The sequence below is a fragment of the Amycolatopsis sp. cmx-11-51 genome, from assembly GCF_047608665.1.
In the GTDB taxonomy this organism is placed as follows: Bacteria; Actinomycetota; Actinomycetes; order Mycobacteriales; family Pseudonocardiaceae; genus Amycolatopsis.
In genome coordinates this window covers 472,332-494,104 of record NZ_JADNQO010000004.1, presented here as the reverse complement: position 1 = coordinate 494,104, position 21,773 = coordinate 472,332, and the positions used below count along the sequence as shown (strand labels likewise).

The following is a 21,773-nucleotide window of genomic DNA, read 5'->3' as shown; positions in this document are numbered from 1 at the left end:
CGAGCACATCGCGTTCTTCGAGACGTCCCCCGTGTTTCCGATAGCCGGACCGCGACTCCACATTCGGTCTTGCTACTTCTGCCATGCGGAAGCTAATCTCCGCAGATTGAAATTAGCTGGAATCGCTCGCTTCTACCGAGAGGCGGATCCATGGTGAAGAGGACACGGGCCGAAGAGGCAGGCAGGCCCGAGGATGAACGGCTTGGGATCGGCAAGAGTTTCACCTACGGCATCCAGCACGTCCTGACGATGTACGGCGGGATCATCGCGCCACCCTTGATCATCGGCGGCGTCGCAGGCGTCTCGCCCGCCGAAATCGGGCTTCTCGTCGCGTCGTGCCTGTTCATCGGCGGACTGGCGACAATCCTGCAGTCGTACGGCGTACCCTTCTTCGGCTCCCGGCTGCCGCTGGTCCAGGGCACTTCCTTCGCCGGTGTGGCGACGATGACAGCGATCGTGGCCGATGGCGGACTACCCGCGGTGTTCGGAGCGGTGATCGCCTCCACGCTGCTCGGCCTGCTCATCACGCCGGTGTTCTCGCGGCTGGTGAAGTACTTCCCGCCGGTCGTCACCGGGACGGTGATCACGGTGATCGGGCTCAGCCTGATGCCGGTCGCGGCACAGTGGGCGATGGGCAACAACACCAAGGCGGCGGACTTCGGCTCGGTGTCCAACATCGGACTGGCCGCGCTGACCCTGACGATCGTGCTGGTGCTCAGCAAGGTCGCCGTCCCGGCGATCTCCCGGCTCTCGATCCTCCTGTCGATCGTGGCAGGCACCGTGCTGGCCGCCGTCCTCGACAAGGCCGATTTCTCCGAGGTCGGGGACGGCCCGATCTTCGCGATACCGACCCCGTTCGCTTTCGGAGCACCGACCTTCGACATCGCCGCGATCGTGTCGATGTTCATCGTCGTGCTGGTGACCCTCACCGAGACCACAGCCGACATCCTCGCGGTGGGAGAGATCGTCGGAACGCGGGTCGGCAAGCGCCGGATCGGCGACGGCCTGCGTGCCGACATGGCGTCCTCGGCGATCGCTCCGATCTTCAACGGGTTCACCCAGAGCGCGTTCGCCCAGAACGTCGGACTGGTCGCGATCACCGGGGTCAGGAGCAGGTTCGTGGTGACCGCCGGTGGAGTGGTGCTGCTGGTCCTCGGGATGCTCCCGGTACTCGGCCGGGTGGTCGCCGCGATCCCGTACCCGGTCCTGGGCGGCGCCGGTCTCGTGCTGTTCGGCACGGTCGCGGCGGCCGGCATCAAGACACTGTCCAAAGTGGACTACAACAGGAACCTGAACCTTGTCATCGTCGCGGCCTCCGTCGGTTTCGGCATGGTCCCGATCGCCGCGCCGGACTTCTACCACCACTTCCCGGCATGGGTCGGCACGATCTTCCACTCCGGGATCAGCTCCGCCGCGCTCATGGCCGTCGTGTTGAACCTGGTGTTCAACCATCTGAAACCGGGCAAGGCGGGCACCGACCCGTCGGTGTTCGCGACAGCGACCCGGGTGATCGACTACTCCGACCTCAAAGCCTTCTCCCAGCTGGAGAACGGCGACAAGATCGTCGACGGCAAAATCGTGGACGCCGACGGCAAACCGGTCCCGGTGCGGGACGCCGATGGCCGCCCCGTGCACTACCGGATCGGCACCGAACCGGAAGGACACTGACGAGTGTCTTCGGAGTCGCCACGGCGTTCGATCGCGGCGCCACCAGCGACGCGGCCGTCGATCGTCACCGCCGCTGCCACCCGGTGATCCCGCCCATCTCCGCTTTCGCCAATGCCGCCACCACGATCACCATGGCCACCGCTTCCAGACCGCTTCCCCTCGCTCGGCCGGCCTGAGCCGCCAGCATCCGCTTAGGCCTCTCCCACTGGCGAAGGTGGCATCCGGCTGACAATGGAAACCTCGCCGTGCCAGCGTTTTGCTACGGTCGTCCCATGAACGAAAACGCGAGGATCGGGAACGTGCTGCACCCGGTGGCCGACGTCGACGCCGCCGTGCGGTTCTACTCCGCGGCTCTGGGCCTGGCCACGAAATTCGTGGACGGTGACCGTTACGCGGCCCTGGACGCGGGCGGCACCACTCTCGCTCTCGCCGGTCCCGCCGAGGACGTCACCGGTGGTGTGCCCGCGGCGTCGTTCAAGGTTCCCGACGTGGCCGCGGCCCTGGCCGCCATCGTGGAGCACGGCGGAGACGTGATCCGGCAACCGGAACGTGGCCCGCACGAAGTCCGCGCCGTGGCACGCGATCCCTGGGGCAACGTCGTCGTGATCTACGGACAGTGACTACTCAGACGGCCGGAACGCCTGGGCGGCCGCGAGGCAGCACCGTGGGCACCGGGGGAAGACCGAGTTCATGAGCAACCACCTCGCTGTTTGGGAAGGCCCGATGCCTGCCGACGACGAGACAGCAAGCGCGACGTTCGTATCCCTCCACGCCGAACCTATGGGGGGCCGGAACATCCCGCCGACCACTTCGTTCGGGAACTACGTCGGTGAACTGGTCGGGCGCTGGCCTGACCTCGACGCCGACGCCGACGCCGACGACGACACCATTCCGTGGACTGACGGACCGTTGATCCACATGGCAACGAGACCGCTTCGCCACCCGACGTCGTGCCGACCTTGCGCACTCGAAATCTGCCGCTCACCGGCCTGGGATGCGGCCTGCGGACGACGCCTACGGGTCCGGACCAAGGTCCTCAGTCACCACCCATCGCCGGACACGCACTCATGAACGGCAGACGGCGTCGTGAGTATCAGGATCGCGGTCCGTGAAGGACTCCTTGAGGGACCCAGAGTCCCTCAAGGAGTCCTTCACGGACTCGGAACACTCGGCCGGTCGCCCCAGTGGGCTTTCCTGTACTGGGGGTGGGCGACCGCGCGACAGGGACCGACGGTTTCAGCCGTCTTTCACACTCACGAGCCTCACCCTGGCGCCATCACCACGCCGCGTTCACTCCATTCCGAATCGGCCGTCACTGTTTCGGCCCCGTCCACTGGAGCTTGCTCTGCGGGTTACCCGGGTCGACCATCATGACCGTTCTCCCACTGATGACCGCGTCCTTGACCGCGGCGGCGACCTCCGTGTCGCTGGGTTCGCGGCCGAGTTTGTCGGCGAGCTCGCTGTAGACGTCCCGGCCGACGCGGTTGTTGTACAGGTCCATCAACTCGGCTGGGCGGTTCGTGTTCTCCGATGTCGCCTCGTGAGCGTCGGTGAGCTCCTTCGCCCTGTCCCTGCCGAAGTATTTCGTCAGCAAAGCGTTCCACAACGCGTGTTGGTGCGCGTTGCCGATATCCCCGTCCCGCGTCGCGTCCTCGCCGTTACCCTGGGCGCCGCCGAAGTGCCCGGCCGCATTGGCCTTCGCGTCTTCGGCGAGGTTGTTCATCAAGTTCAGGTCGAGGAGACTCGTTCGATCGAAGATGGCTTTTTCATCGGGGGTGACCATCTTTTCTTGGCCGAGTTTCGAGAACAGAACCTTCGCGCCCGCGCCCGTTGTCCTCGTTTTGTACTGGACCTCCATTTCCGCCATGGTCCGGTCGTCGACCACCGGGAACTTCCCCGTGGGGTCGGTGAGTTTGACGGGATTGTTGTGGACGTAGGTGTAGGCGGCGAGGTTGCGGGGTTCGCCGATGCCACCCGCGACGCCGGAATCCAGATAGTCGGGCAAGGCGGGGTCCGCGCTCGCCCACAGCTGGGTTCTGGGGTTGTAGTAGCGGGCGCCGTGGTAGTAGAGCCCGGTTTCGGCGTCGAGTTCCTTGCCCGTGAACTTGTATGGCGTGCCGCTTTGGCCTGCCTTCTCTTCGACCCAGGTCTCCCCGAACGGCAGGTACTCGAGATGCTCGGTGACCTTGCCCTGGTTGTCGGTCACGTAGCCGGAAGAACCGAGATGGTCGGCGTGGAAGAAGGACTGGTCGTTCTCATCGCCGTCGGCCGCGACCGTTTTGGTGGTGAGGCGGCTGTCGCCGACGAAGACGTGCTTGTAGCCGGTGCCGTCACGTTCACTGTAGGCGCGGTTGGGGTAGAGGGATCTGCCGTCGCCGTTCTTGATCACACGTTCACCGGCCGCGTCGTAGGTGAAGCTGACGGTGGCGCCCTGGCAACCCGCCGGGGATTGCGAAACCGTCGCGGCAGCGGTGTCCTGGGTGCACACGAGCCGGTTTTCCTCGTCCCACACGTACTGACGCCGTTTTCCGTCGTCCGCGGTGGTGTTCACCGTGTCGGTGAGATTCCCGTTCGCGTCGTAGGCCTGGGTGATCGGCCCGACCTTGCTCGGCGCGTGCGGTTTACCGCCGCCGTACTCGTATCGATAGTCGTAGCTGGTCTTGTCCTGGATGCCGGGCGGGTTGGCCGGATCCTCGACCGGTTCGATCGGCCCGGACCACAACGGTCCGGACGACGCCGCGCCCGCCCCGCCGCCTCGGTTCAGTGACGCCGTGTCCGCTTCGTCCTGAGCAGGCGGGGTCGTGCCCTCGGTGATCTCGTGGTGCTGGGTCTTGGTAGTGGTGTTGTGGATGGAGTCGTAGCTCAGGGCCACGGTGTATTTGTTCTCCTGGTTGGTTTCGGTGGTGTACCGGCCGCTGGCCGAGGTGAGCCGGTAGAGGTCGTCGTAGCCGTAGGTCTGGCTGCTCGGACCGCCGATCGCCGAGTTCTGCTGCGGGTCGTTGGTCAGCTTCGTCACGTTGCCGACCTTGTCGTAGCTGTAGCCGAGATTCTGGAACTCGGCGTCCCCCGGCGTCTTCGACTTGAGAGTGGCGAGCCTGCGGTCGGCCTCGTCGTAGGTGTAGGTGGTACGTACCCCGTTCCCGGCCTCCTGCAGGACTTTCTGGCCGAACTTGTCGTAGTCCAGCCGGTTGAGATAGGTGTAGTCGGTGTCGTTCTTTGTTCCGGTGGCGCGAACGACCTGCCCACCGCTGTCGTAGGTGTAGGTGAGGACTTCACTGTCCGGATAGGTCAGTTGCAGAACTCGGTTGAACGCGTCGAAGCGCCACTTGGTGGTGTACGCGCGATCCGCCTGCCCGGTGGTTTTGACGGTGCGGGTTTCGCGGGTGGTTTCCCCGAGCGGACCGTAGCCGCGGGTCACGGTGCCCGCCGCGTCGCGGACCTCGGTGATCCGGCCGGCCGCGTTGTCGGGTGCACCGGGTGTGCCGTAGGTGTAGGTGACGTCGTGCGCCGGGAAGATCGGATAACGGACCGCTTTGAGGCGGTTCTGGTCGTAGTCGTACTCGATCGCCTTGTCGCCCTGCCGCAGATTCGCGGTGATCTTCGCCGTCGGGTTCCCCGCCAGGTCGTAGCGGGTCTCGGTGCGGCCGGCGTCCGGGCTGTCCAGGACGGTGCGGCGGCCGAGGGCGTCGTACTCGGATCGAGTGACGTTGTCCTTGTCGTCCGTCACGGCGATGATCCGCCCGAACGGGTCGTGGTCGTATCCGGTCCAGATGACCGGTTGCCCGCCGGCCGGGTTGAATTCCTTGACCGCGGTGGTCAGCTCGCGGACATCCTGGTAGGCACGCTTCTGCTTGCCGTTCCCGTCCGTGACGATCCTTTCGAACCTGGTCACCCCGGCCCGGTCCGGCCCGAATCCATAGGCGACGGTGCCGGTGACCTCATCCGGCGAGACCGTCTTCACCAGCCGATCCCGCGCGTCGAACGACATCCGCGTCGGTCTCACCGTGTCGAAGGCGGTGTTGAACGTGGCGTTGTCGCCGGACTTGGGTTCGGTGACCGGGTGATACAGCTCCACCACCCGGCCGAGGAAGTCGAACTTCGTGCGGCCGGACACGGTCATGACCGGAGCAGGGGTGTCCCCTGCCCGATCGGCGACCGTCGCGTCCTTTTTGGTCTGCAGGACGCGTTTGAGCCCGTCGGTGAAGGTGACGGTGTCGATGGTGTCCTCGCGCACGCCGGCGGCGTTGCGATCGAGGTGCCGGGTGGTGGCATACGGGACGACGGCTTCGGGGTGATAGTCGAAATCGATCGTGGCCTTGCCGGACCCGATCTCATAGGGTCCGGTCACCGTGTCCAAGCGTCCGACACTGTCGTAGCCGTGCAGGACCTGTTGACCGTTCTGGTCCGTGGTACTGGCCACCTGCCCGTAGTTGAGGTCATGCGTCGCGCTGGACCGCAATCCGAAGCTGTCCACTATGGACTCGATGTGCACGCCGACGACGGTGTCGTAGCCGTACTCCAGCCGGTACCGCTGACCGGTCCGGTTGGCCGGTTTGGTGACCGACTTGAGGTTCCCGTCCGGGAAGTACTCCAGGTCGATGTCCGCCGAGACGGTGTCGGTGAGGTACTGGCGGACTTGCCGGACCGTTCCGGTCTTGCAGTCCACTGTGGATTCGCTATGCCGCGAGACGGCGCTGCCGCGCTGTTTGACCAGGTTGGCGGTGCCGACGATGTTGCGGTCCCGGCAGGCCTGGTCGGACGCGCTGTAGCCGTAGCTGGTTTCCACGTCGTCGGCGGCGCCGTCGTCGGCCGCGTCGAACGACCGGATCAGGTTCCCGTACGCGTCGTAGGACATCTCGACCCGGGTGGACTTTCCCGGTGTGGCAGTGCCTTCGAAGAAGTGCTTGTCCACCTTGGTCAGCTGCGGGGACACACTGGCCGGCTTCCCCGTGCCGCCGCCGTCGGCGGTGTCACGGAGCTGGTAGGTGTTGACGGTTTCGGTGAGCGGCCGTCCCGCGTTGTCGGTGGCCAGAGTGCGGGTGAGCAAGCCACGCGTGTACGGGCTGTCGGTGCGGTATTCGTCAGTGGTCGAGCGATAGAGCGCGTCGGCCGCGCCGGGGTCGCGCTGTTCGGTGACGACCTTGCCGAAGCCCTGGAATTCACGTTCGAGCCGGTCGTACTTGCCGTGCTCGTAGCGGTAGGTGGTGAGCTGGGTATCGGCGCCGTCGCCGGGTCGGCCGTCGGACAACCCGGTTCGGGACAGGACCCACCGGGATTCGGGCATGGCCTGGGTGTTGCCGGTGCGGGTGTAGTCGAGGTCGATCCGCCCGCCCATCGGCCGCGTCACGCCGCGGAGCAGGTTGGTGCGGCCGGTCTGGTTGGCCGAGACAAGCAATTCGTTGTCGCGGGTGGACTTGACGTGGTCTGCGAGCCCGTCACCGTTGACGTCACGCAGGCCGATCTCGCTGCGGCCGATGCCGGTGGAGGCGTCGGCACCCGGGTTGAACACCAGAAAGCCGCCGAAGGGCATGGGGAAGCCGAAGGTGAAGTAGGCACCGCCGGCGAGGGTGGCGTTCTTGTCGACCGCGACCTCACTGAACCCGCCGCGGAACGGCACGGGCGGCGCGAGTCCGCTCCCGGTGTTGATCGCCACGGAGATCGGCTGCCCGGCGTCGCCGGTGAACACGCGGTCGGCGAGGCCGTCCCCGTTGACGTCGGTCAGGCCCGCCTTGGTCGTCGACGTGCCCAGAGTCGCCGAAACCCCGCCGGCGAAGCCGTAGTTGTCGAGGTTGAATCCCAGATTGACGCCGACGTTGGCGGTTTGCCCGGTGTTGACCGGACCGGTGGGCCAGGGTTCACGTTCGGCGAAGGAGTAGCCGAGGTTGAGCGCGACATCGCCGTCGGCGTAGACCTTGTCGGGCAGACCATCGCCGTTGACGTCGAGCAGTTCCAGTCTGGCCGCCGACTCGCCGCCGCCGATACTGCCGCCCAGTCCGAGTGCGGGCATCTCGAGTCCGGCTCTGGCGGTGGCGGCGCCGATTTCGGCGGTCGGGGCGTCGGTGCCCCGTGCGGTGCCCTTGGTGTGCGCGGGGCTGCCCGCGCTCGCCGCCACGGACACCGCGATCGAGTTCGAGTCACGCACCGGCCCGTCGAGTTCACCCCTGGTCCCGCCGAGGCCGCCCGCCATGTCGGAGTACTGGATCCCATCGGATCCGACGACGTCGGGGAACCGGTCGCCGTTGAGGTCCAGGAAGTCGACACCACCGGCGGTGATACCACCGGCGAGGCTGCCGGAGACCGGCCCGACGCCGAGCGTGGTGGAGACCTGGACGCTCATCCCCCGCCGTGGCACGCCCTTCGCCCCCGCCACGTCGGAATCGGCGAGTACGTCGATGGTGTCACTGCCGTAGCGGGAACTGGCCGCGGCGTCCGCGCCGACGAAGGTGCCCTCGTCGGCACCCGCCCATCTCCCCTGCGCGGGCAGCGGCGCGAACACCGCGATACGCGGCGTGTCCACCTTCGGGTTCGCCTTGAAGCCCGGTACGTCTTCTTCCTTGGGTGCCTTGGGAAGGGAGTTCTTGAAACTCTCGTCGAGCACCAGATCGGTTTCGACGATGGGTTTGGTCGCCCGGTCCCCTTGCCCCTGGTAGCCGATGACGCCCCAGCCGCGATGGGGCTGGGCGAACGCGCCCTGCGGCGCGGTCGCGTGCCACGCCGTCGGCACCGGGGTGAACAGCCACCCGTTGTCGCTGACCGTCGCCGACACCGTCAACTTCTCCGTCGGCGCGATCGGATACAGCGTGGCGAAATCGAAGAACAGCTCATCGCCCGCGGTGACCGGCACAGTGAACCTCGGCGGCAGCGTCGGCAGGAAGATCGAGCCGTCGACCTCGATCACCGTCTTGCCCACCAGTTGACCGCCACGTTTCTTGACCGTGACCGCGACCTTGTGTTTGTCCTTGTTGGTCAGGGCGGCTTCGATCTTCGGCGCCACCGTCAGCTGACCGGTCTTCGTCGCCTTCCACGACTGCTGGGGCTTGGTCCCGTCCGACACCGGATACAGGTCCAGTTCGAACGGCGGGTGGATCACGATCGTCGGTTTCCCGGCGTGGTCCACCACCGACTCCACGCCCTCGGCCTGCGTGTAATGCGCCTGAGGAACCCACTTCACCACGGTCGGGTCGATCGAGGAATCCACCCGCAACCGCCACGACAGACTGTCCCCCTTGGTCACCGGCACGGACAGATCGATCGGCGTGGTCCCGGTGGAAGCGGCGGGCAGCTTCTGGGACACGACGTCCTTGCCCTTGTGGCTGATCACCACGGTGACCTCGTCCGAGGTCGCCTTGTCCTTGACCACGTCGCCGGTCAGCCGCAGGGTCCCGGTCAGCGGCGCGGTCACGTTGGACTGCCGCCCGGCCATGGTGAAGTCTTTCGACGCCTGGAAAACCGTGTTACTCAACCCGTTGACGTCGACCCCGGCGTTCCCTTCGTAGGTGATCGTCGGGTCCCACGCCACCGTGTCGTACTTACCGTCCAAAATGGACTGGGTGCGGAAGTAGATCGCGTCACCCTTGCGCACCTGGACGGCGTCGACGCCGGTGGGCGCGAACTCCATGTGGTCGGCCGGGCCGATCCGCTGCGCCCACAGTTCGGTGTCCTTGTGCTGGATCGTGACCCGCACGCCGTCGGCCTTGTCATAGGCGGCCCGTTCCGGGCTGGTGTCGGGCACCAGCCGCACCCGCCCGTCCACCCGGACCTTCCCGTCGAACGGCGCGACCCATCGGCGCACGCTGTCCAGCAGCGGCGAGGTGTCCACCGCGCGGTCGAACGCCGCCCGCTGATCACCGACGAACTTCCCCGACGCCACTCCGCCGCCCACCGGGACCGGCGTCCGCTTGCTGTCCTCGCTGTAGGCGGGCTGCCCGTTCGCGTCCAGATATCCGAAGAGTACACCGCCGTTGTTGACCAGGTCGGTGATCCCGTCGCCGTTGACGTCGGAGAAGTAGCGGTCCGACGTGGTGATCGTGGACACCAGATCCAGCTGGGCCGCGACCCCCGCGTAGGCCTCCACCCCGATCGTGCCCGACAGCGTCGACTCCGAGGAGATGGCGGGCAGCCCCGTCAGCTTGATCGGGGTGTCACCGAACTTCGGCTGACCGCCCGGTGCGGCCAGGTTCGGCCGGTACCAGACCTCGCCGTCCTTGCGGAACACCTTGTCCGGCAGGTTGTCGCCGTTGACATCGGCCAGCGCCAGCAGCCCGTCCGACACACCGGCGTTGGCACCGATCTTCACCCCGGCCGAACCCGACTTGATCGGCAAGGCCGGGTTGTAACCCGTGTACAGGTGCCCGCCCGCCCCCACCGACGTGGACGCCGACAACGCCGACGCCTCACCTTCGCGCACGTTCACCCCGAGATCGTCATCGGCGACCGTCCACTTCGCGGCCCCGGCGAACCCGTCGTAGTTGCCGTCCTTGTCACGGACATCGTCGAAGTAGTCCATGGAGTGCGTGGTGAACAGGCGGTTGTCCGCACCGAACTGCGAGACCGACGCGAGCAGCGTCTTGGCGAACGCACCGGTCCGATAGTCGAGTTCATAGGCCCGGATCAGCCGGTCTTCCAGTTTGACCTCGACCCGCCGCAGCAGGTCCGCGGTCACCTTCTTGAACCCGCCTCTGGCGTCGATCTGCACGTCCGCGCGACGCGGCTCACCCCGGTCCCGGTCGCGCAGGAACGTCACCGAGTACTTGCCCTCGGCGTCGCCGCGGCCGGTGTAGGTGATCCCCCGCGGATACAGGTTGCTGCCCGGAACGGTCGACTTCTCGGTCCCGCCATCGTCCACCCTGGCATAGCGGTAGCGCATGACATTGTCGTTGGTGTCACGGACTTCACGCACCGCCCAGGTGGCGACGCGGCCCGCCTTGTCGGTCAACATCGTGTCGGCCGCCCCGCCGAACAGCGTGCGGGTACCCGCCTTGTCCGTGACCTCCCACCAGTAACCGGCCGGGTTGTCCCCGTGTCGCACGATCCGGTCGAACCGGCTTTCCACCCGGGCGTGGAACACCTTCTCCGCCGTCCGCTTCGGCAATTCGCCCCGGTGGGCGACCGGTGTGAGCTGCTCACCGTTCAGAAGGTAGGTCTCGGTCTCCAGTCTCTGGTCGTATCGCGGGACTCCCCAGCGGGTGTCCACCGTGATGGACGGCAAGGACACGTCCCAGCCCATCCCCAGCCAGCCGTTCGCACCCGAGGAGTTGTAGGCCACCGCCAGTTTCGGCTCCAGGCCCGCCCGTCCCTTCGGCACTTCCAGCGGGTACGACAACCGGGCGTCACCCAGGTTGTTCGCCGACGGCGGCCCGATCAGGTTCACCCCGGCTCCCGGATCGGCCGCCTTGATGTCCTTGATCCGATTCGGGTCGAATGACGTCCCCTCGGGATGTTCCGGAGCCGCCACCGCTCCGTCCGCGCCCGAGGCCTGCCCCGCCCCGCGTACCGACGGCGGCGGTGCCGCCCCAGGGACCGCCATCGCCACCAACGTCAAGATCAACGCCACCACCACGGCCTTCTGGCGATGACGAACCGGACGACGAGCCCACGCGAAGGCAGACATGCCCCCGACCCCCTCTGGATCGATGAATTCAGCTGCAGGCGGTCCCGTCGAAGAGCGACAATCGTTGTCACACAAGGGATAGAGTGGCGACGCGGACGAGAACCGAGATCTCGGCGACGGTATCGACCGTCGATGAAATTCCGATGAAACGCCGGCCGGGAGAACCACCTCGACTTTCGGCGCGACGGCGAGTCAGTCAGCGGCATCCGCCACCCGGCCGAATAGAGTGGTCCGATCCGCTTATTCGATCGGGCACCGAACGGATGGTCGTGGTGACAGGTTCAGGACGGCCGGTTTCGCCCCGGCTGACGGTCGTCGGCTCCGGCGGCACTTCCGGCGGCTCCACCGGACGGTGGACAGCCGTCACCGACGGCACGGCGCAACTCACCGTTGGCGGGATGGCGGCGGGCGGCTTCGGGGTCGAGGCCGCGAAATCGTTCCTGGCAGGCGAGCCCGCCGGGCGCTGGTGGTTCGTCCTGGCGTTCGCCGCCGGGCTCGCCATGGTCGCCTTGGGCCTCTGGTCGAGGAACCGGGCCCGTCGCCGAGTGCGGGTCGGCATCGTGGTCACCGCGTCGGACGGACGGCGTGGGCAGGCACGAGCCCGGCAACTGGGGCAACAGGCGGAGAAGTTCAGTCAGAGCACGTGCACGATCACGCTGAAGGTCGGCCTCGAGCTGGCCGGTGACGGCGCCTGGGACCGCGAACTGGTCGACGCCCTCGCCGACGAGACGTTGTCCGCCACCACGATGGCCGAACGCCTGACTCCCGACGCCGTCCGGCTCAACCTGATCCCGACCATGCCGCTGCACGTCGCGTTCTGGTTCGGCTCCCGGCTGGGCCACACCCACGCCCGCGAGGTGCTGGTGCACGCCATCCGGCAGGCCGACGGCGAGCCTGCGTACTTCCCCGCGACATCCTTGCGCGCGATCGAGTCACGCGTCGAACCGCTGGACGTCGACAGGCTGGAAGCCCTCGATGGCGGCGACCCGGACAAGGTAGCCCTCGCGATGGACCTGCAGGGCCGCGGCGACCAATTCTTCGACCAGGTGATGGTGTCCTGCCGCCGCCACGGCTTCGGCTACCTCCTGCGGCTCCGGACTTCGTCGTCACGGTTGACCGAGGACACCGCGACCTTCACCGGCGCGGTGGAGCAGACCTGCCGCGCCTGGCGGGAGGCGCCGCTGCCGTCCGGCGCTCGCACCGGCGGGCACGCGATCTTCCTCAGCGGGCCGGTCGCGATCGCGGTCGCACTTGGTGCCCGGCTGGCGTCGCCGGAGCACGGCCGGTGGACGGCGTTCACCTTCGACGCGACGAGCAACTCTTACGAACCGTTTCCCTTCCCGGCCTCGTTCTGACGCGAGCTTGATCGTCAGGCCCACATCTTCTCGTTCGAGAGCAGCATCCTGAATCCTCCGTGCATGAACTCGATCCAGTGCGAATAGGTCGTGTCGTTGACGAGATCCCAGGGCACGAAGGACTCACGCGAGCGTTCGGTCTCGGCGACACCGCGAAGATGGGCTCTCACCTTTTTCCGTGTCGCGTTCAGGCTCCGGGAAGAGTAAAGGTCGTTAGGAACTCCGTACGCCAGCATTTCCAGCGTCGCCGAGGAAACTCCCAGCGATGAGTCCATGGGAACGTTCTGCCCCGGAATGGACGAACGCCCGCCTCCGCCGCCATGATGCTTGAGACCGACGTGGTTCGCTTTCAAGTGCCGGACGAGTTGCGTGAACATGCCGTCGGTGCGCATGTCCTTTTCCTTGACTTTCGCGATGTACTTCCTCGGATGACTCACTTGCAGTTCACCGTATCCGTCCCAGAAAATGACTCCCTGATCGGCGGTGTTCAGGGACACGGGCGGCGTCTCCAGGAACCGCTGGCAGACCAGCAGATCGGCGTTGACGTGGCCGGGGAAGACCGGCGCCACCTTGAGCACCCGCTGAACCTTGCCCCAGGCGACCATCGCGCCGAGGCCCGGCGACATCATCTCGAAGTCGTAGCTCAGCGCTTGCGCGATGGTTTCCTTGAACCACAGGAACTCCGGAGTGGGCGTTCGGCCTTTCACCCGTTTGCCGAACCGTGTACCGGGGGCCGGCTCGAAGCCGCCCCGCCATTCGGGCACGACCGGGTGACAAAGTTCGACCACCACGTCGACGTCGCCGTACGGATCGATTTGAGTACCCTTCATGAAGGACCCATGCGGGTAGACGTCGAAGCCGCAGCCAGTGGACGCCAGCAGTCCGTGGATTCGATCCCTCAGGAAGACAAAAGTGGCCATTCTGGCATCCCTGACCGTCATGTCGACGATGCTGACACATCACCGCCCCCTCGGCAATGTCGTCCGAACTCTTCAGAACACCGCCGGAGCGCATGTTTCTTTGGACTTTCCGGGATAAGCCTGGCCTTACTGTCCAAAAAGGACCGTTCCGGGCTGTGACGGTGGTACCCGCGAACGCGACTCCGTGCCGGCGGTCATCCGGTGCCGCTCGAGCTGGAGCGGTGCGAACCCGTGACGATGTAGGCGAAATACCTGTCCGCTCGAACGCGACTCATCACTCATGACCCAGCCGCCCGACTGGCCGTTGACCTCAGGTCTAAGATCCCCGCTGTGACGGACGAGAAACCGCTCCGAGCCGATGCCCGCCGTAACCGGACACGGGTGCTGGAGGCCGCGGAGCGCGTCTTCACGGCCAAGGGCACCAGTGCGCCGACCGAGGAAGTCGCCCGCGAAGCAGGTGTCGGAGTCGGCACGGTGTTCCGGCACTTCCCGACGAAAGAAGCCCTGCTGGAGGCGGTTCTCTACGCGCGTCTGCACCGCTTCGCCGACGAAGCGGAAGCAACCGTCGCCGCCGAATCGCCGGATCCGGGCGCGGCGTTCTTCGGGTTTCTGACCGGCTGGATCAAGATGGCAGACGCCAAGAACGCCTACTTCGAAGCTCTGTCAGCGGCCGGAGTCAGCGTGCCGTCGGCAGGATCGGTTATTGGCGTCCGCCTGAAGGACGCGCTGGGCATACTCCTCAGCCGCGCGCAGGACACCGGCGACGTCCGCAAGGACCTCGGCGTCGATGCACTGATCCCGGTGATCATCGGGACGGCGAAGGCGGCTGAGCACGCCGGGCCCGAGTTACGGACCCGGACGATCTGCATCCTCTTCGACGGGCTCCGGCCGCGTCAGGCGTAGGGGTCCATCGTCGGTCGCTTCGGCGCGAGCGCGTCGCCCGAGGACTCACCGCGTAGCCGGCGCTTGATCCATGGCACGGCGTGTTCCTTGCCCCACTGAAGGTTCTCGGTGCGCCGCGCCTGCGGGCTGAGCGGCAACCGCGACCCCAGCTCGGCGGATGTCAGCTTGTGTGGTTCGCCGAGCGCGTCGAGGACGGCGATGGCGATTTCGTTGTGCCCCGACGAGTTCAGGTGCAGGCGGTCGGGAGCCCAGAGACGCCGGTCCCGGAGTTGTCGCATCGCCCACATGTCCACGAGCAGCGCCCCGTGCCGTGCGGCGATGCCCCGGACATGCTCGTTGTAGATCGCGACGCGGCCCCGGATCCTGCGGAACAGCGCGTCTTCGACCCCGTCGACACCGGTGAAGAGGACGACGCGCGCTCCGGTGGCGACGATCGTGCCGACCGCGGCGTCATAGTCGTCGAGGAGAGCGTCGATGTCGACCTTGGGTCGCATCAGGTCGTTGCCGCCGGCGTACAGCGTCACGAGGTCCGGGCTCAGCGCGAGCGCGGGAGAGAGCTGCTCCGTGAGGACCTGCCCGAGGAGCTTGCCGCGGATCGCGAGGTTGGCGTAGCGGAAGTCCCGGTAGTTGCCCGCGAGCTGGCCCGCGACACGGTCGGCCCAGCCGCGGACGCCGTTGGGGAACGACGGATCGTCGTCGCCGACCCCTTCGGTGAAGGAATCGCCAAGACAAACTAAGCGGTAGCTAGTAGCACGGAGCACGAGATCGGTCCCCTAAACGGTGATGACATACCCGGATGCTACCCAGATGGAAGCGCTTGGCCTGGTCGGCCCCCTTGCCCAGGGCGTTGGCTGCTCGCCGTGTGGACGTGGGCGTTGGCCAGCACGCGTTCCCTCGTCTCATCTCGTCAGCGCCCTCAGCCCGCCGAGCGGCACCCGTACACCGGGCTCGTCGCCTCACCTGAATGCCCGATCGGCGTCGCTTCGAACTAACTCGAACTCGCTCTGCGTCGGCGGGCGAGGTCCTGTAACGCCCACCGCGAAGACGGGACAGTGCGTGTGTGGGACCTTTCTGCTTCTCAACAGACCACGGTCCTCCAATACGCCGACGCATTCGGAGCGGTGTGCGTCGGACCGGTAGGCGAGATCGTCATCGGCATCGGTCGGGACTTGGTCGTGACCGAACGACAGCCACCGGACTTACCGTGATTTGCCATGGCCAGCGACCACAACGGACTTGTCGCGCGTCCTCGGACCGTCACCCCGGCCGCACCCATCGGAAGGCGGACCAGGGGACGCGTGAGTGTGTCGCCGAGCAGGCAAGAAGATGTCGGTTCACTCAGCTGATGCCGAGCAGCCGTTCCGGCTCGACGGCCAGCACTTCGCAAGCGATCGGGCCGCCCGCGAAACCCGCGGCGGACACCGGATCCGCGAGCAGTGCGAACCGGTGGCCCACCACCGGTTCGATGTCGTTCGGCATCCGCAGCCGGCGTTCGAGCAGGTCCGGTTCGGGCAGGTCACGCAGGTTGCCCCGGTTTGCCGCGCCAGTACCGCTCATACGGCGAAAGCCAGTCGGAAACCTCTTGCAGCGGCGCGGCTTCCAGGGAGTAGACGCGATTGCGGCCCTGCCTCTCTTCTCGGACGAGGCCTGCCTCCCGCAACACCCGAAGGTGTTCCGACAGACTCGGGCGCCGCATGTCGAAGCGTTCGGCGATCTCCCCCGCCGCCCGAGGGCCTTCGAGGAGGATGCCCAGCACCTCGCGCCGGGCCGGATGGGCGAGTGCGGCGAAGACGTCGTCGTTGACCGGCATCAGCGCGGCCGGTTCCTGTAGCTCGAAGCTTCGAGCAGCCCGATCCCGTTGCCGTCCGGATCCTTCGGGGACGTCACACGCCCCCAAGGAATCTCCTCGACATCGACGTCGGTGGTGGTCGGTTGGAGATGCACGCACGCGTCGTGGTCGAGATCGCCCACGGGCCGGTCGGCCAGGACGAACGGCCCGCTGACCTCGATGAGCAGATCAAAACCGAGCTTGCCGACGTAGAAGTCCCGCGCCTTGGCTTGATCGGAAACGGGCACGGTGAGGAACTGGATCCGGTCGATGTTCATACCCGGCACAGTACGTAGGCATTTCCCTACATGTCAACCCTTACAACTTCGACCTTTGTAGAGGTCCAGGAATCGTGACCAGGGCCGCAACGGCTTGAGCTCGCCTATGGACGAGCTTTTAGCGTCATCGACATGAGCACAGAAACCACCGCACAGTCCCCACTTCGCCTCGCCGTGATCATCGGCAGCGTCCGGCACGAGCGGTTCGCCGACGCCATCACGGGCTGGCTACTGACCGAACTCGCCGCGATCGACAACCTGGAGGTCGACCCGATCGATCTCGCCGACGTCGATCTCCCGCTGCGGGGAACGCGGCCCGGCGGCACCGAGACGGCGATCAGCGGCAGGCTGCACGCCGCGGACGCCTACCTGGTCGTCACCCCGGAGTACAACCACAGCTTCCCGGCCGCGCTGAAGAACGCGATCGACTGGCACTTCGAGGAATGGGCGTACAAACCCGTCGCGTTCGTCGGCTACGGCGCCGGCTCGAGCGGCATCCGCGCGATCGAGCAGCTGCGGCTGATCTTCCCCGAGCTGAGGGCCACCACCACCCGCGACGCGGTGCTGTTGAACGCCCCGTGGACCCGTCTCGGTCCGAATGGGTACGAAGCCACCGAAGGCGAGCGCGGCGCGCTGACCGCGACGATGACCGAGCTGGACTGGTGGGCCCGCACCCTGCGCGCCGGCCGCGTCGCGGAACAGGCGAGTGCGGCATGAACCGGCTGACCGGACAGGAACTGCGCATCGCGGCGGTGATCGCGCTCGGCGGATTGATGGCCGTTCTCGACACCACGATCGTCGCCGTCGCGGTGCCGCAGTTCATGACGACCTTCTCCGCGTCGCTCACGACGATCCAGTGGATCGTGACCGCCTACGCGCTCGGCATGGTCGCGGCGATGCCACTCGCCGCGACCTTCGCGCAACGCTGGGGAGCGCGCCGGGTGTACCTGATCGCGCTGCTGGTGTTCGCGGCGGCGTCCGCGGCCGCTGGAGCCGCCGGTGATCTCGGGTGGCTGATCGCCGCGCGGGCGGTCCAGGGCCTCGCCGGCGGTCTGATCAATCCGCTGGGGATGACCATCGGTTTCGGCGCGGTGGCCCCGGAACGCCGGGGCCGGATGACCACGATCACCGGGCTGCCCTTGCTGATCGGGCCGATCCTCGGCCCGTTGCTCGGCGGCGTCCTGCTGGAAAGCCTGTCGTGGCGGGCACTGTTCTTCATCACCGTTCCGCCCGCCCTGCTCGCCGTCGTGGGCGTGCTGCGCTGGGTGCCCGCCGGGACGCCGTCGGCCGAACGGACCCCGATGGACTTCGTGGGCGGCCTGCTGCTCGTCCCCGGTGTCGTCGCGGTGACCTACGGCCTCAGCGAAGAGACGACCGGCGTAGTGGCCCGGGTGGCGATCGTCGCCGCCGGACTGGCGCTCATGACGGTGTTCGCGCGCCGGTCGTGGCACCATCGCGCGCCACTGCTGAACATCCGTCTGCTGCGTGACCGGACCTTCGGGCGCAACACCGTCGTCCTCGTCCTGTACGCCGCGCCGTACTTCGGCTCGATGCTGCTGATGCCCGCCTACATCCAGCTCATGCGTGGCGACTCGACCCTGGTCAGCGCGCTGATGATGGTGCCGGCCACGATCGGGATGGGCCTCAGCATCCAGTTCGCCGCCCGTGTCCTGGAACGGTTCGGCCCGCGGATCATCGTCGGGACCGGGCTGAGCCTGGCGATCGCCGCGACCGGACTGACCATGCTCGTCCTCACGCCGGAAACGCCGTACACGGTGCTGGCGATCTTGGGAGTGTTCCAAGGAGCGGGCACCGGGGCGATCATGATGCCCACCATCGTCAGCGCCGGCCGGAACCTGCACGGTCCGGATCTCGCGTCCGGCTCCGCGATCCTCCCCCTGGCCAGCACCATCGCGACCGCGGTCGGCACCGCGGCGGTGAGCGCGGTGTTCACCGGGCTCACCGCCGCGGCCACCGGAGGGCGAGGTCTCGCGGCGCTGAGCGACCCGGGGGCGGGCACGACACTCATCGCGGAGGTCGTCTCCGGGTACCGTGTGACCCTCGCCGGAGTCCTCGCGGTCATGGTGATCGCCCTGGTGGTCAGGCTGAGGACCCGGCCCGCCCCGGCCGTCCCGATGACGGAACCCACCACGGTACGGAGTGCGGTATGACAACACGGATCGACGCCACGCTGACCATCGGCGAGGTCGCGAGCAAGGCGGGGGTCTCGGCCAACGCCGTCCGGTACTACGAGCGCTACCGCGTCATCACCGCCGAGCGCACCGCGGGCAACGCGCGCCGGTTCACGGTCGACGCCATCTGCCGGATTCGGCTCGCGGTCGCCGCCCGGCGGGTCGGGCTCAGTCTCGCCGAAAGCGCGGAGATCCTGGCCGAGATCCCGCCGATGTCCCCCGACCTCGAACGGTGGACGGCCGCCGGGCAACGGCTCATCGAGGCCGGGCAGGCCCGTATCGCCGAACTCGCCGCGGTGGTCGACGAGTACCGGACGCTCGAATTCCTCAGGAGTCGAAGGGAGCCTTGACTTCCGGGGTGACCCTGGGTTCATCGGCGGCGGGAGCGGGCTGCCGGTATCGACGGGCGAGCACCACGCAGGCGCAGCTGAGTACCGCGAGCGCGGTGATCCAATAGCTGGGCGCGAGCGTGGACCCGGTGGCCGAGATCAGCAGGGTGATGGCCACCGGGGTGAGTCCGCCGAAGAGGATGACGCCGAGGTTGTAGCTGATCGACAGCCCGGTGCCCCGGGTGCCGACCGGGAACATTTCGGCCATCGACGCGGGCAGGGGTCCCGCGTACCAGGCTTTGACCAGACCCATCAGCGCCAAGGCCGATACCAGGACGACCAAAGACGGTACGGCACGGATGAGCAGGAACAACGGAATGCTGATGAGCGCGATGACGACGGCGGCCGCGGTGAGCATCCGGGTTCTCCCCACGGTGTCGGAGAGATGTCCGGCGACGGGGGTGAGCACGGTGAGGACGACACCGGTCACGAACGTCGCGGTGAAACTCGTCGACGGTGACATGCCGAGCTGCCGGATGGCGAACGTCGGCATGTAGGTGATCAGGTAGGAGAATCCCGTCGAGATCGCGATCATGCCCATGACCAGCAGAACCCGCGCCTTGTCGTTCCGCAGGAGGTCGGCAAGTGGGCGCGGTGGTCCGGACGCGGGCGCGGCGCGCGCGGTGGTGAACTCGGGCGAGTCTCGAAGCCGGGTGCGGATGTAGTAGCCGGCCGGGCCGAGGAGCAGGGCGACCACGAACGGTATCCGCCAGCCCCACGCGTCGAACTGCGCCGGGCTCAGGGCACTGCTCGTGGTCGCGAGCAGTCCGGTCGCGAGCAGGACCGCGAACGCCTGGCTGGCGGTTTGCCAGCTGCCCATGAAGCCACGCCGCCCGGCGTGACTTTCGACGAGCAGTGCGGTGGCGGAGCCGAACTCACCGCCCGCAGAGAATCCTTGGATCACCAGCGCGAGGAGCATCCCGATCGGCGCGAACACGCCGATCTCCTGGTAGCCGGGCAGGACCACGATCAGGAACGAACCGAGGGTCATCAGCCGGATGGCCATGGTCAGGGCAGCCAGCCGTCCGGCCCGGTCGGCGTAGACACCGAGCACCACCGCGCCGAGCGGCCGGACCAGGTAGGCGGCCACGGCCGTACCCGGCGCCAACATCAACGAGGTCATCGGGTCGGCCGAGGGGAAGTACTGCCGCGCGATGAGGTCGGCGACCAGTGCGTAGGCGGTGAAGCTCAGCCATTCCAGCATGTTCCCGGTCGAGGCGGCCGCGACGAGCCGTACTGTCGCGTTCATCGGCGGCCGATGCTGGACAGGACACTGGCCGCGGTCGCGATGCCCTGGTGGAACCGATGGAGTTCGAAGTTCTCGTTCGGCGCGTGGTTGCGCTCGTCGACGTTCGCCAGCGCGATGCCGTAGCAGGGCAGGGCCAGACCGTCGGTGAGGGCCGCGATCGGCAGGCTGCCGCCCAGCGCCGGGACGGCCAGAGCCGGCTTCCCGTGTGCCTCGGTCACTCCACGCAGCACGAGATCGGCATACGGCGCGTCCGGCAGGGTGCGGGACGCCTCCATGGTCGCCCCGAACCGCAGCTCGGCGTGCGGTAGATGCTTGCGGACGTGTGCGCCGACCGCGTCGATGACCGTCTCGGCCCGCTGCCCGCAGGCGAGCCGCATGTCGCACCGGGCCACCGCGACCGACGGGATGACCGTCCGATGCTCGTTGTTGTCCATGCAGGTCAACGAGTTGATGGTGAACGTCGGCATCGCGAGACGTTCGTTGACGTCGTGTCCGTTGCCGACGTCCATCCGGTCCAGTCCCGCCCCCGCCAGCATCGCGGCGGTGTCGATCGGCAGTGCTCGGACCGCATCGATTTCGGCGTCGGTCAAGGGCGTCGCGCCCGCGTCGTAGCCGTCGATGGTGACCTGGCCGTCGGGTGCGCGCATGGTGGACAGCAACCAGGTCAGCTCCCAGGCCGGGTTCGGCGCGACGTTGCCCCAGTTTCCGGAATGCAGCGCGCTGTCCGCGCCGCGCACGGTGATCTCGAAGGCCACCACCCCGCGCACTCCGAGCATGACCGTCGGCTCGTAACTGTCATGCACCGGCCCGTCGCTCCACAGCGCTAGATCGGCGCCCAGCTCCTCCCGCATCGCCGCGAGTGTGCCGGTCAGATGAGGGCTGCCGATCTCCTCTTCGCCGTCGAGCACGACGGTCACCGAGCACGGCAGTCCCCCGTGAATCTCGCGCAGTGCGCGGAGAGCGAGGAGCTGGGCGAGGTGCTGCCCCTTGTTGTCGGCGGTGCCACGCCCGTACATCCGGCCGTCGCGGACGCTCGCCTCGAACGGCGGACTGTGCCACTCGTCCAACGGCCCCGCCGGCTGAATGTCGTAGTGCCCGTAAATCACCACATGCGGGCTGCCCGCCGGACCCGCCGCGTGCCCGACGACCATCGGCCAGCCTCCGGTGTCCACGACCCGCGCGCTCAGCCCGCTGCGTTCCAGCAACTCCCGCGCGTACGGCGTAGCACGTTCCATGCCCTCTCCTGTGGCGCTCACACTGGGTACCGCGACCCAGTCGGTGAGCTCCCGCTCATGCCGCAACCGGTGCCGATGCACGTATTCCTTGACCGAGTCCACGCCGACTCCCATCGATTTCACTGCATGAAATTGATTTTGAGTAT

The 21,773-nt window shown here is 67.2% G+C and carries 14 protein-coding genes and 1 pseudogene; 7 read left to right on the top strand and 8 right to left on the bottom strand.

All coding sequences use genetic code 11. The features are described from left to right. Positions 1-150 precede the first annotated feature (150 nt). Positions 151-1,668 (top strand): nucleobase:cation symporter-2 family protein, encoded by a 1,518-nt coding sequence (locus ACM6LU_RS18880; RefSeq protein WP_414939014.1) that lies wholly within the window; start codon positions 151-153, stop codon positions 1,666-1,668. A 64-nt stretch (positions 1,669-1,732) separates the two neighbouring features. On the opposite strand, the gene ACM6LU_RS18875 is transcribed toward ACM6LU_RS18880, so the two are convergent. Further along, positions 1,733-1,855, bottom strand: a complete 123-nt coding sequence (locus ACM6LU_RS18875) for a hypothetical protein (RefSeq protein WP_414939013.1) — start codon at positions 1,853-1,855, stop codon at positions 1,733-1,735. An 85-nt stretch (positions 1,856-1,940) separates the two neighbouring features. On the opposite strand from ACM6LU_RS18875, the gene ACM6LU_RS18870 reads away from it, so the two are divergent. Next, positions 1,941-2,288 (top strand): VOC family protein, encoded by a 348-nt coding sequence (locus tag ACM6LU_RS18870; protein ID WP_414939012.1) that lies wholly within the window; start codon positions 1,941-1,943, stop codon positions 2,286-2,288. A 692-nt stretch (positions 2,289-2,980) separates the two neighbouring features. Here ACM6LU_RS18870 and ACM6LU_RS18865 read toward each other — a convergent pair. After that, entirely contained in the window at positions 2,981-11,278 is an 8,298-nt protein-coding gene (locus ACM6LU_RS18865; protein WP_414939011.1) for a SpvB/TcaC N-terminal domain-containing protein, read from the bottom strand. A gap of 272 nt (positions 11,279-11,550) precedes the next feature. Here ACM6LU_RS18865 and ACM6LU_RS18860 point away from each other — a divergent pair, with 272 nt between their 5' ends. Beyond that, entirely contained in the window at positions 11,551-12,633 is a 1,083-nt protein-coding gene (locus ACM6LU_RS18860; RefSeq protein WP_414939010.1) for an SAVED domain-containing protein, read from the top strand. 14 nt (positions 12,634-12,647) lie between these two features. Here the strand turns inward: ACM6LU_RS18860 and ACM6LU_RS18855 are convergent, their stop codons facing one another. Next, on the bottom strand, positions 12,648-13,574 hold the full coding sequence (locus ACM6LU_RS18855; protein ID WP_414939009.1) for a hypothetical protein: 927 nt from the start codon (positions 13,572-13,574) through the stop codon (positions 12,648-12,650). Between the two features lie 309 nt (positions 13,575-13,883). On the opposite strand from ACM6LU_RS18855, the gene ACM6LU_RS18850 reads away from it, so the two are divergent. After that, complete coding sequence (locus ACM6LU_RS18850) at positions 13,884-14,456, top strand: TetR/AcrR family transcriptional regulator (protein WP_414939008.1); 573 nt, start codon at positions 13,884-13,886, stop codon at positions 14,454-14,456. On the opposite strand, the gene ACM6LU_RS18845 is transcribed toward ACM6LU_RS18850, so the two are convergent. The 3 genes and pseudogenes from ACM6LU_RS18845 to ACM6LU_RS18835 all read right to left on the bottom strand — a co-directional run bounded on the left by ACM6LU_RS18845 (position 14,447) and on the right by ACM6LU_RS18835 (position 16,562). Next, complete coding sequence (locus ACM6LU_RS18845) at positions 14,447-15,217, bottom strand: SGNH/GDSL hydrolase family protein (RefSeq protein WP_414939007.1); 771 nt, start codon at positions 15,215-15,217, stop codon at positions 14,447-14,449. The genes ACM6LU_RS18850 and ACM6LU_RS18845 overlap by 10 nt on opposite strands. Positions 15,218-15,968: 751 nt before the next feature. Continuing rightward, positions 15,969-16,266, bottom strand: a pseudogene (locus tag ACM6LU_RS18840) (metalloregulator ArsR/SmtB family transcription factor); the annotation flags it as partial. Next, complete coding sequence (locus ACM6LU_RS18835) at positions 16,266-16,562, bottom strand: VOC family protein (protein ID WP_414939006.1); 297 nt, start codon at positions 16,560-16,562, stop codon at positions 16,266-16,268. The pseudogene ACM6LU_RS18840 and the gene ACM6LU_RS18835, both read right to left, overlap by 1 nt. A gap of 132 nt (positions 16,563-16,694) precedes the next feature. Between ACM6LU_RS18835 and ACM6LU_RS18830 the strand changes: the two genes are divergently transcribed. From ACM6LU_RS18830 to ACM6LU_RS18820, 3 genes are read left to right on the top strand one after another with little or no spacing between them, the layout of a single operon-like run. Continuing rightward, entirely contained in the window at positions 16,695-17,279 is a 585-nt protein-coding gene (locus ACM6LU_RS18830; protein WP_414939005.1) for an NADPH-dependent FMN reductase, read from the top strand. Then, a complete protein-coding gene (locus ACM6LU_RS18825; RefSeq protein WP_414939004.1) occupies positions 17,276-18,733 on the top strand; it encodes a DHA2 family efflux MFS transporter permease subunit in 1,458 nt (485 codons plus the stop codon). Before ACM6LU_RS18830 ends, ACM6LU_RS18825 begins: the two co-directional genes overlap by 4 nt. Then, entirely contained in the window at positions 18,730-19,104 is a 375-nt protein-coding gene (locus ACM6LU_RS18820) for a MerR family transcriptional regulator (protein ID WP_414939003.1), read from the top strand. Before ACM6LU_RS18825 ends, ACM6LU_RS18820 begins: the two co-directional genes overlap by 4 nt. Here the strand turns inward: ACM6LU_RS18820 and ACM6LU_RS18815 are convergent. After that, the gene (locus tag ACM6LU_RS18815) at positions 19,082-20,392 is read right to left on the bottom strand and encodes an MFS transporter (RefSeq protein ID WP_414939002.1); all 1,311 of its coding nucleotides are present in this window, start codon (positions 20,390-20,392) and stop codon (positions 19,082-19,084) included. The two genes, ACM6LU_RS18820 and ACM6LU_RS18815, sit on opposite strands and share 23 nt — an antisense overlap. Next, a complete protein-coding gene (locus ACM6LU_RS18810; protein ID WP_414939001.1) occupies positions 20,389-21,729 on the bottom strand; it encodes a M20/M25/M40 family metallo-hydrolase in 1,341 nt (446 codons plus the stop codon). Before ACM6LU_RS18810 ends, ACM6LU_RS18815 begins: the two co-directional genes overlap by 4 nt. Between the last annotated feature and the right edge of the window lie 44 nt (positions 21,730-21,773).

Bases quoted from the DNA above. Each gene is read 5' to 3' on its own strand.
- ACM6LU_RS18880 (WP_414939014.1), top strand. From the start codon at position 151: ATGGTGAAGAGGACACGGGCCGAAGAGGCAGGCAGGCCCGAGGATGAA.
- ACM6LU_RS18875 (WP_414939013.1), bottom strand. From the start codon at position 1,855: ATGCTGGCGGCTCAGGCCGGCCGAGCGAGGGGAAGCGGTCTGGAAGCG.
- ACM6LU_RS18870 (WP_414939012.1), top strand. From the start codon at position 1,941: ATGAACGAAAACGCGAGGATCGGGAACGTGCTGCACCCGGTGGCCGAC.
- ACM6LU_RS18865 (WP_414939011.1), bottom strand. From the start codon at position 11,278: ATGTCTGCCTTCGCGTGGGCTCGTCGTCCGGTTCGTCATCGCCAGAAG.
- ACM6LU_RS18855 (WP_414939009.1), bottom strand. From the start codon at position 13,574: ATGACGGTCAGGGATGCCAGAATGGCCACTTTTGTCTTCCTGAGGGAT.
- ACM6LU_RS18835 (WP_414939006.1), bottom strand. From the start codon at position 16,562: ATGAACATCGACCGGATCCAGTTCCTCACCGTGCCCGTTTCCGATCAA.
- ACM6LU_RS18830 (WP_414939005.1), top strand. From the start codon at position 16,695: ATGAGCACAGAAACCACCGCACAGTCCCCACTTCGCCTCGCCGTGATC.
- ACM6LU_RS18825 (WP_414939004.1), top strand. From the start codon at position 17,276: ATGAACCGGCTGACCGGACAGGAACTGCGCATCGCGGCGGTGATCGCG.
- ACM6LU_RS18820 (WP_414939003.1), top strand. From the start codon at position 18,730: ATGACAACACGGATCGACGCCACGCTGACCATCGGCGAGGTCGCGAGC.
- ACM6LU_RS18815 (WP_414939002.1), bottom strand. From the start codon at position 20,392: ATGAACGCGACAGTACGGCTCGTCGCGGCCGCCTCGACCGGGAACATG.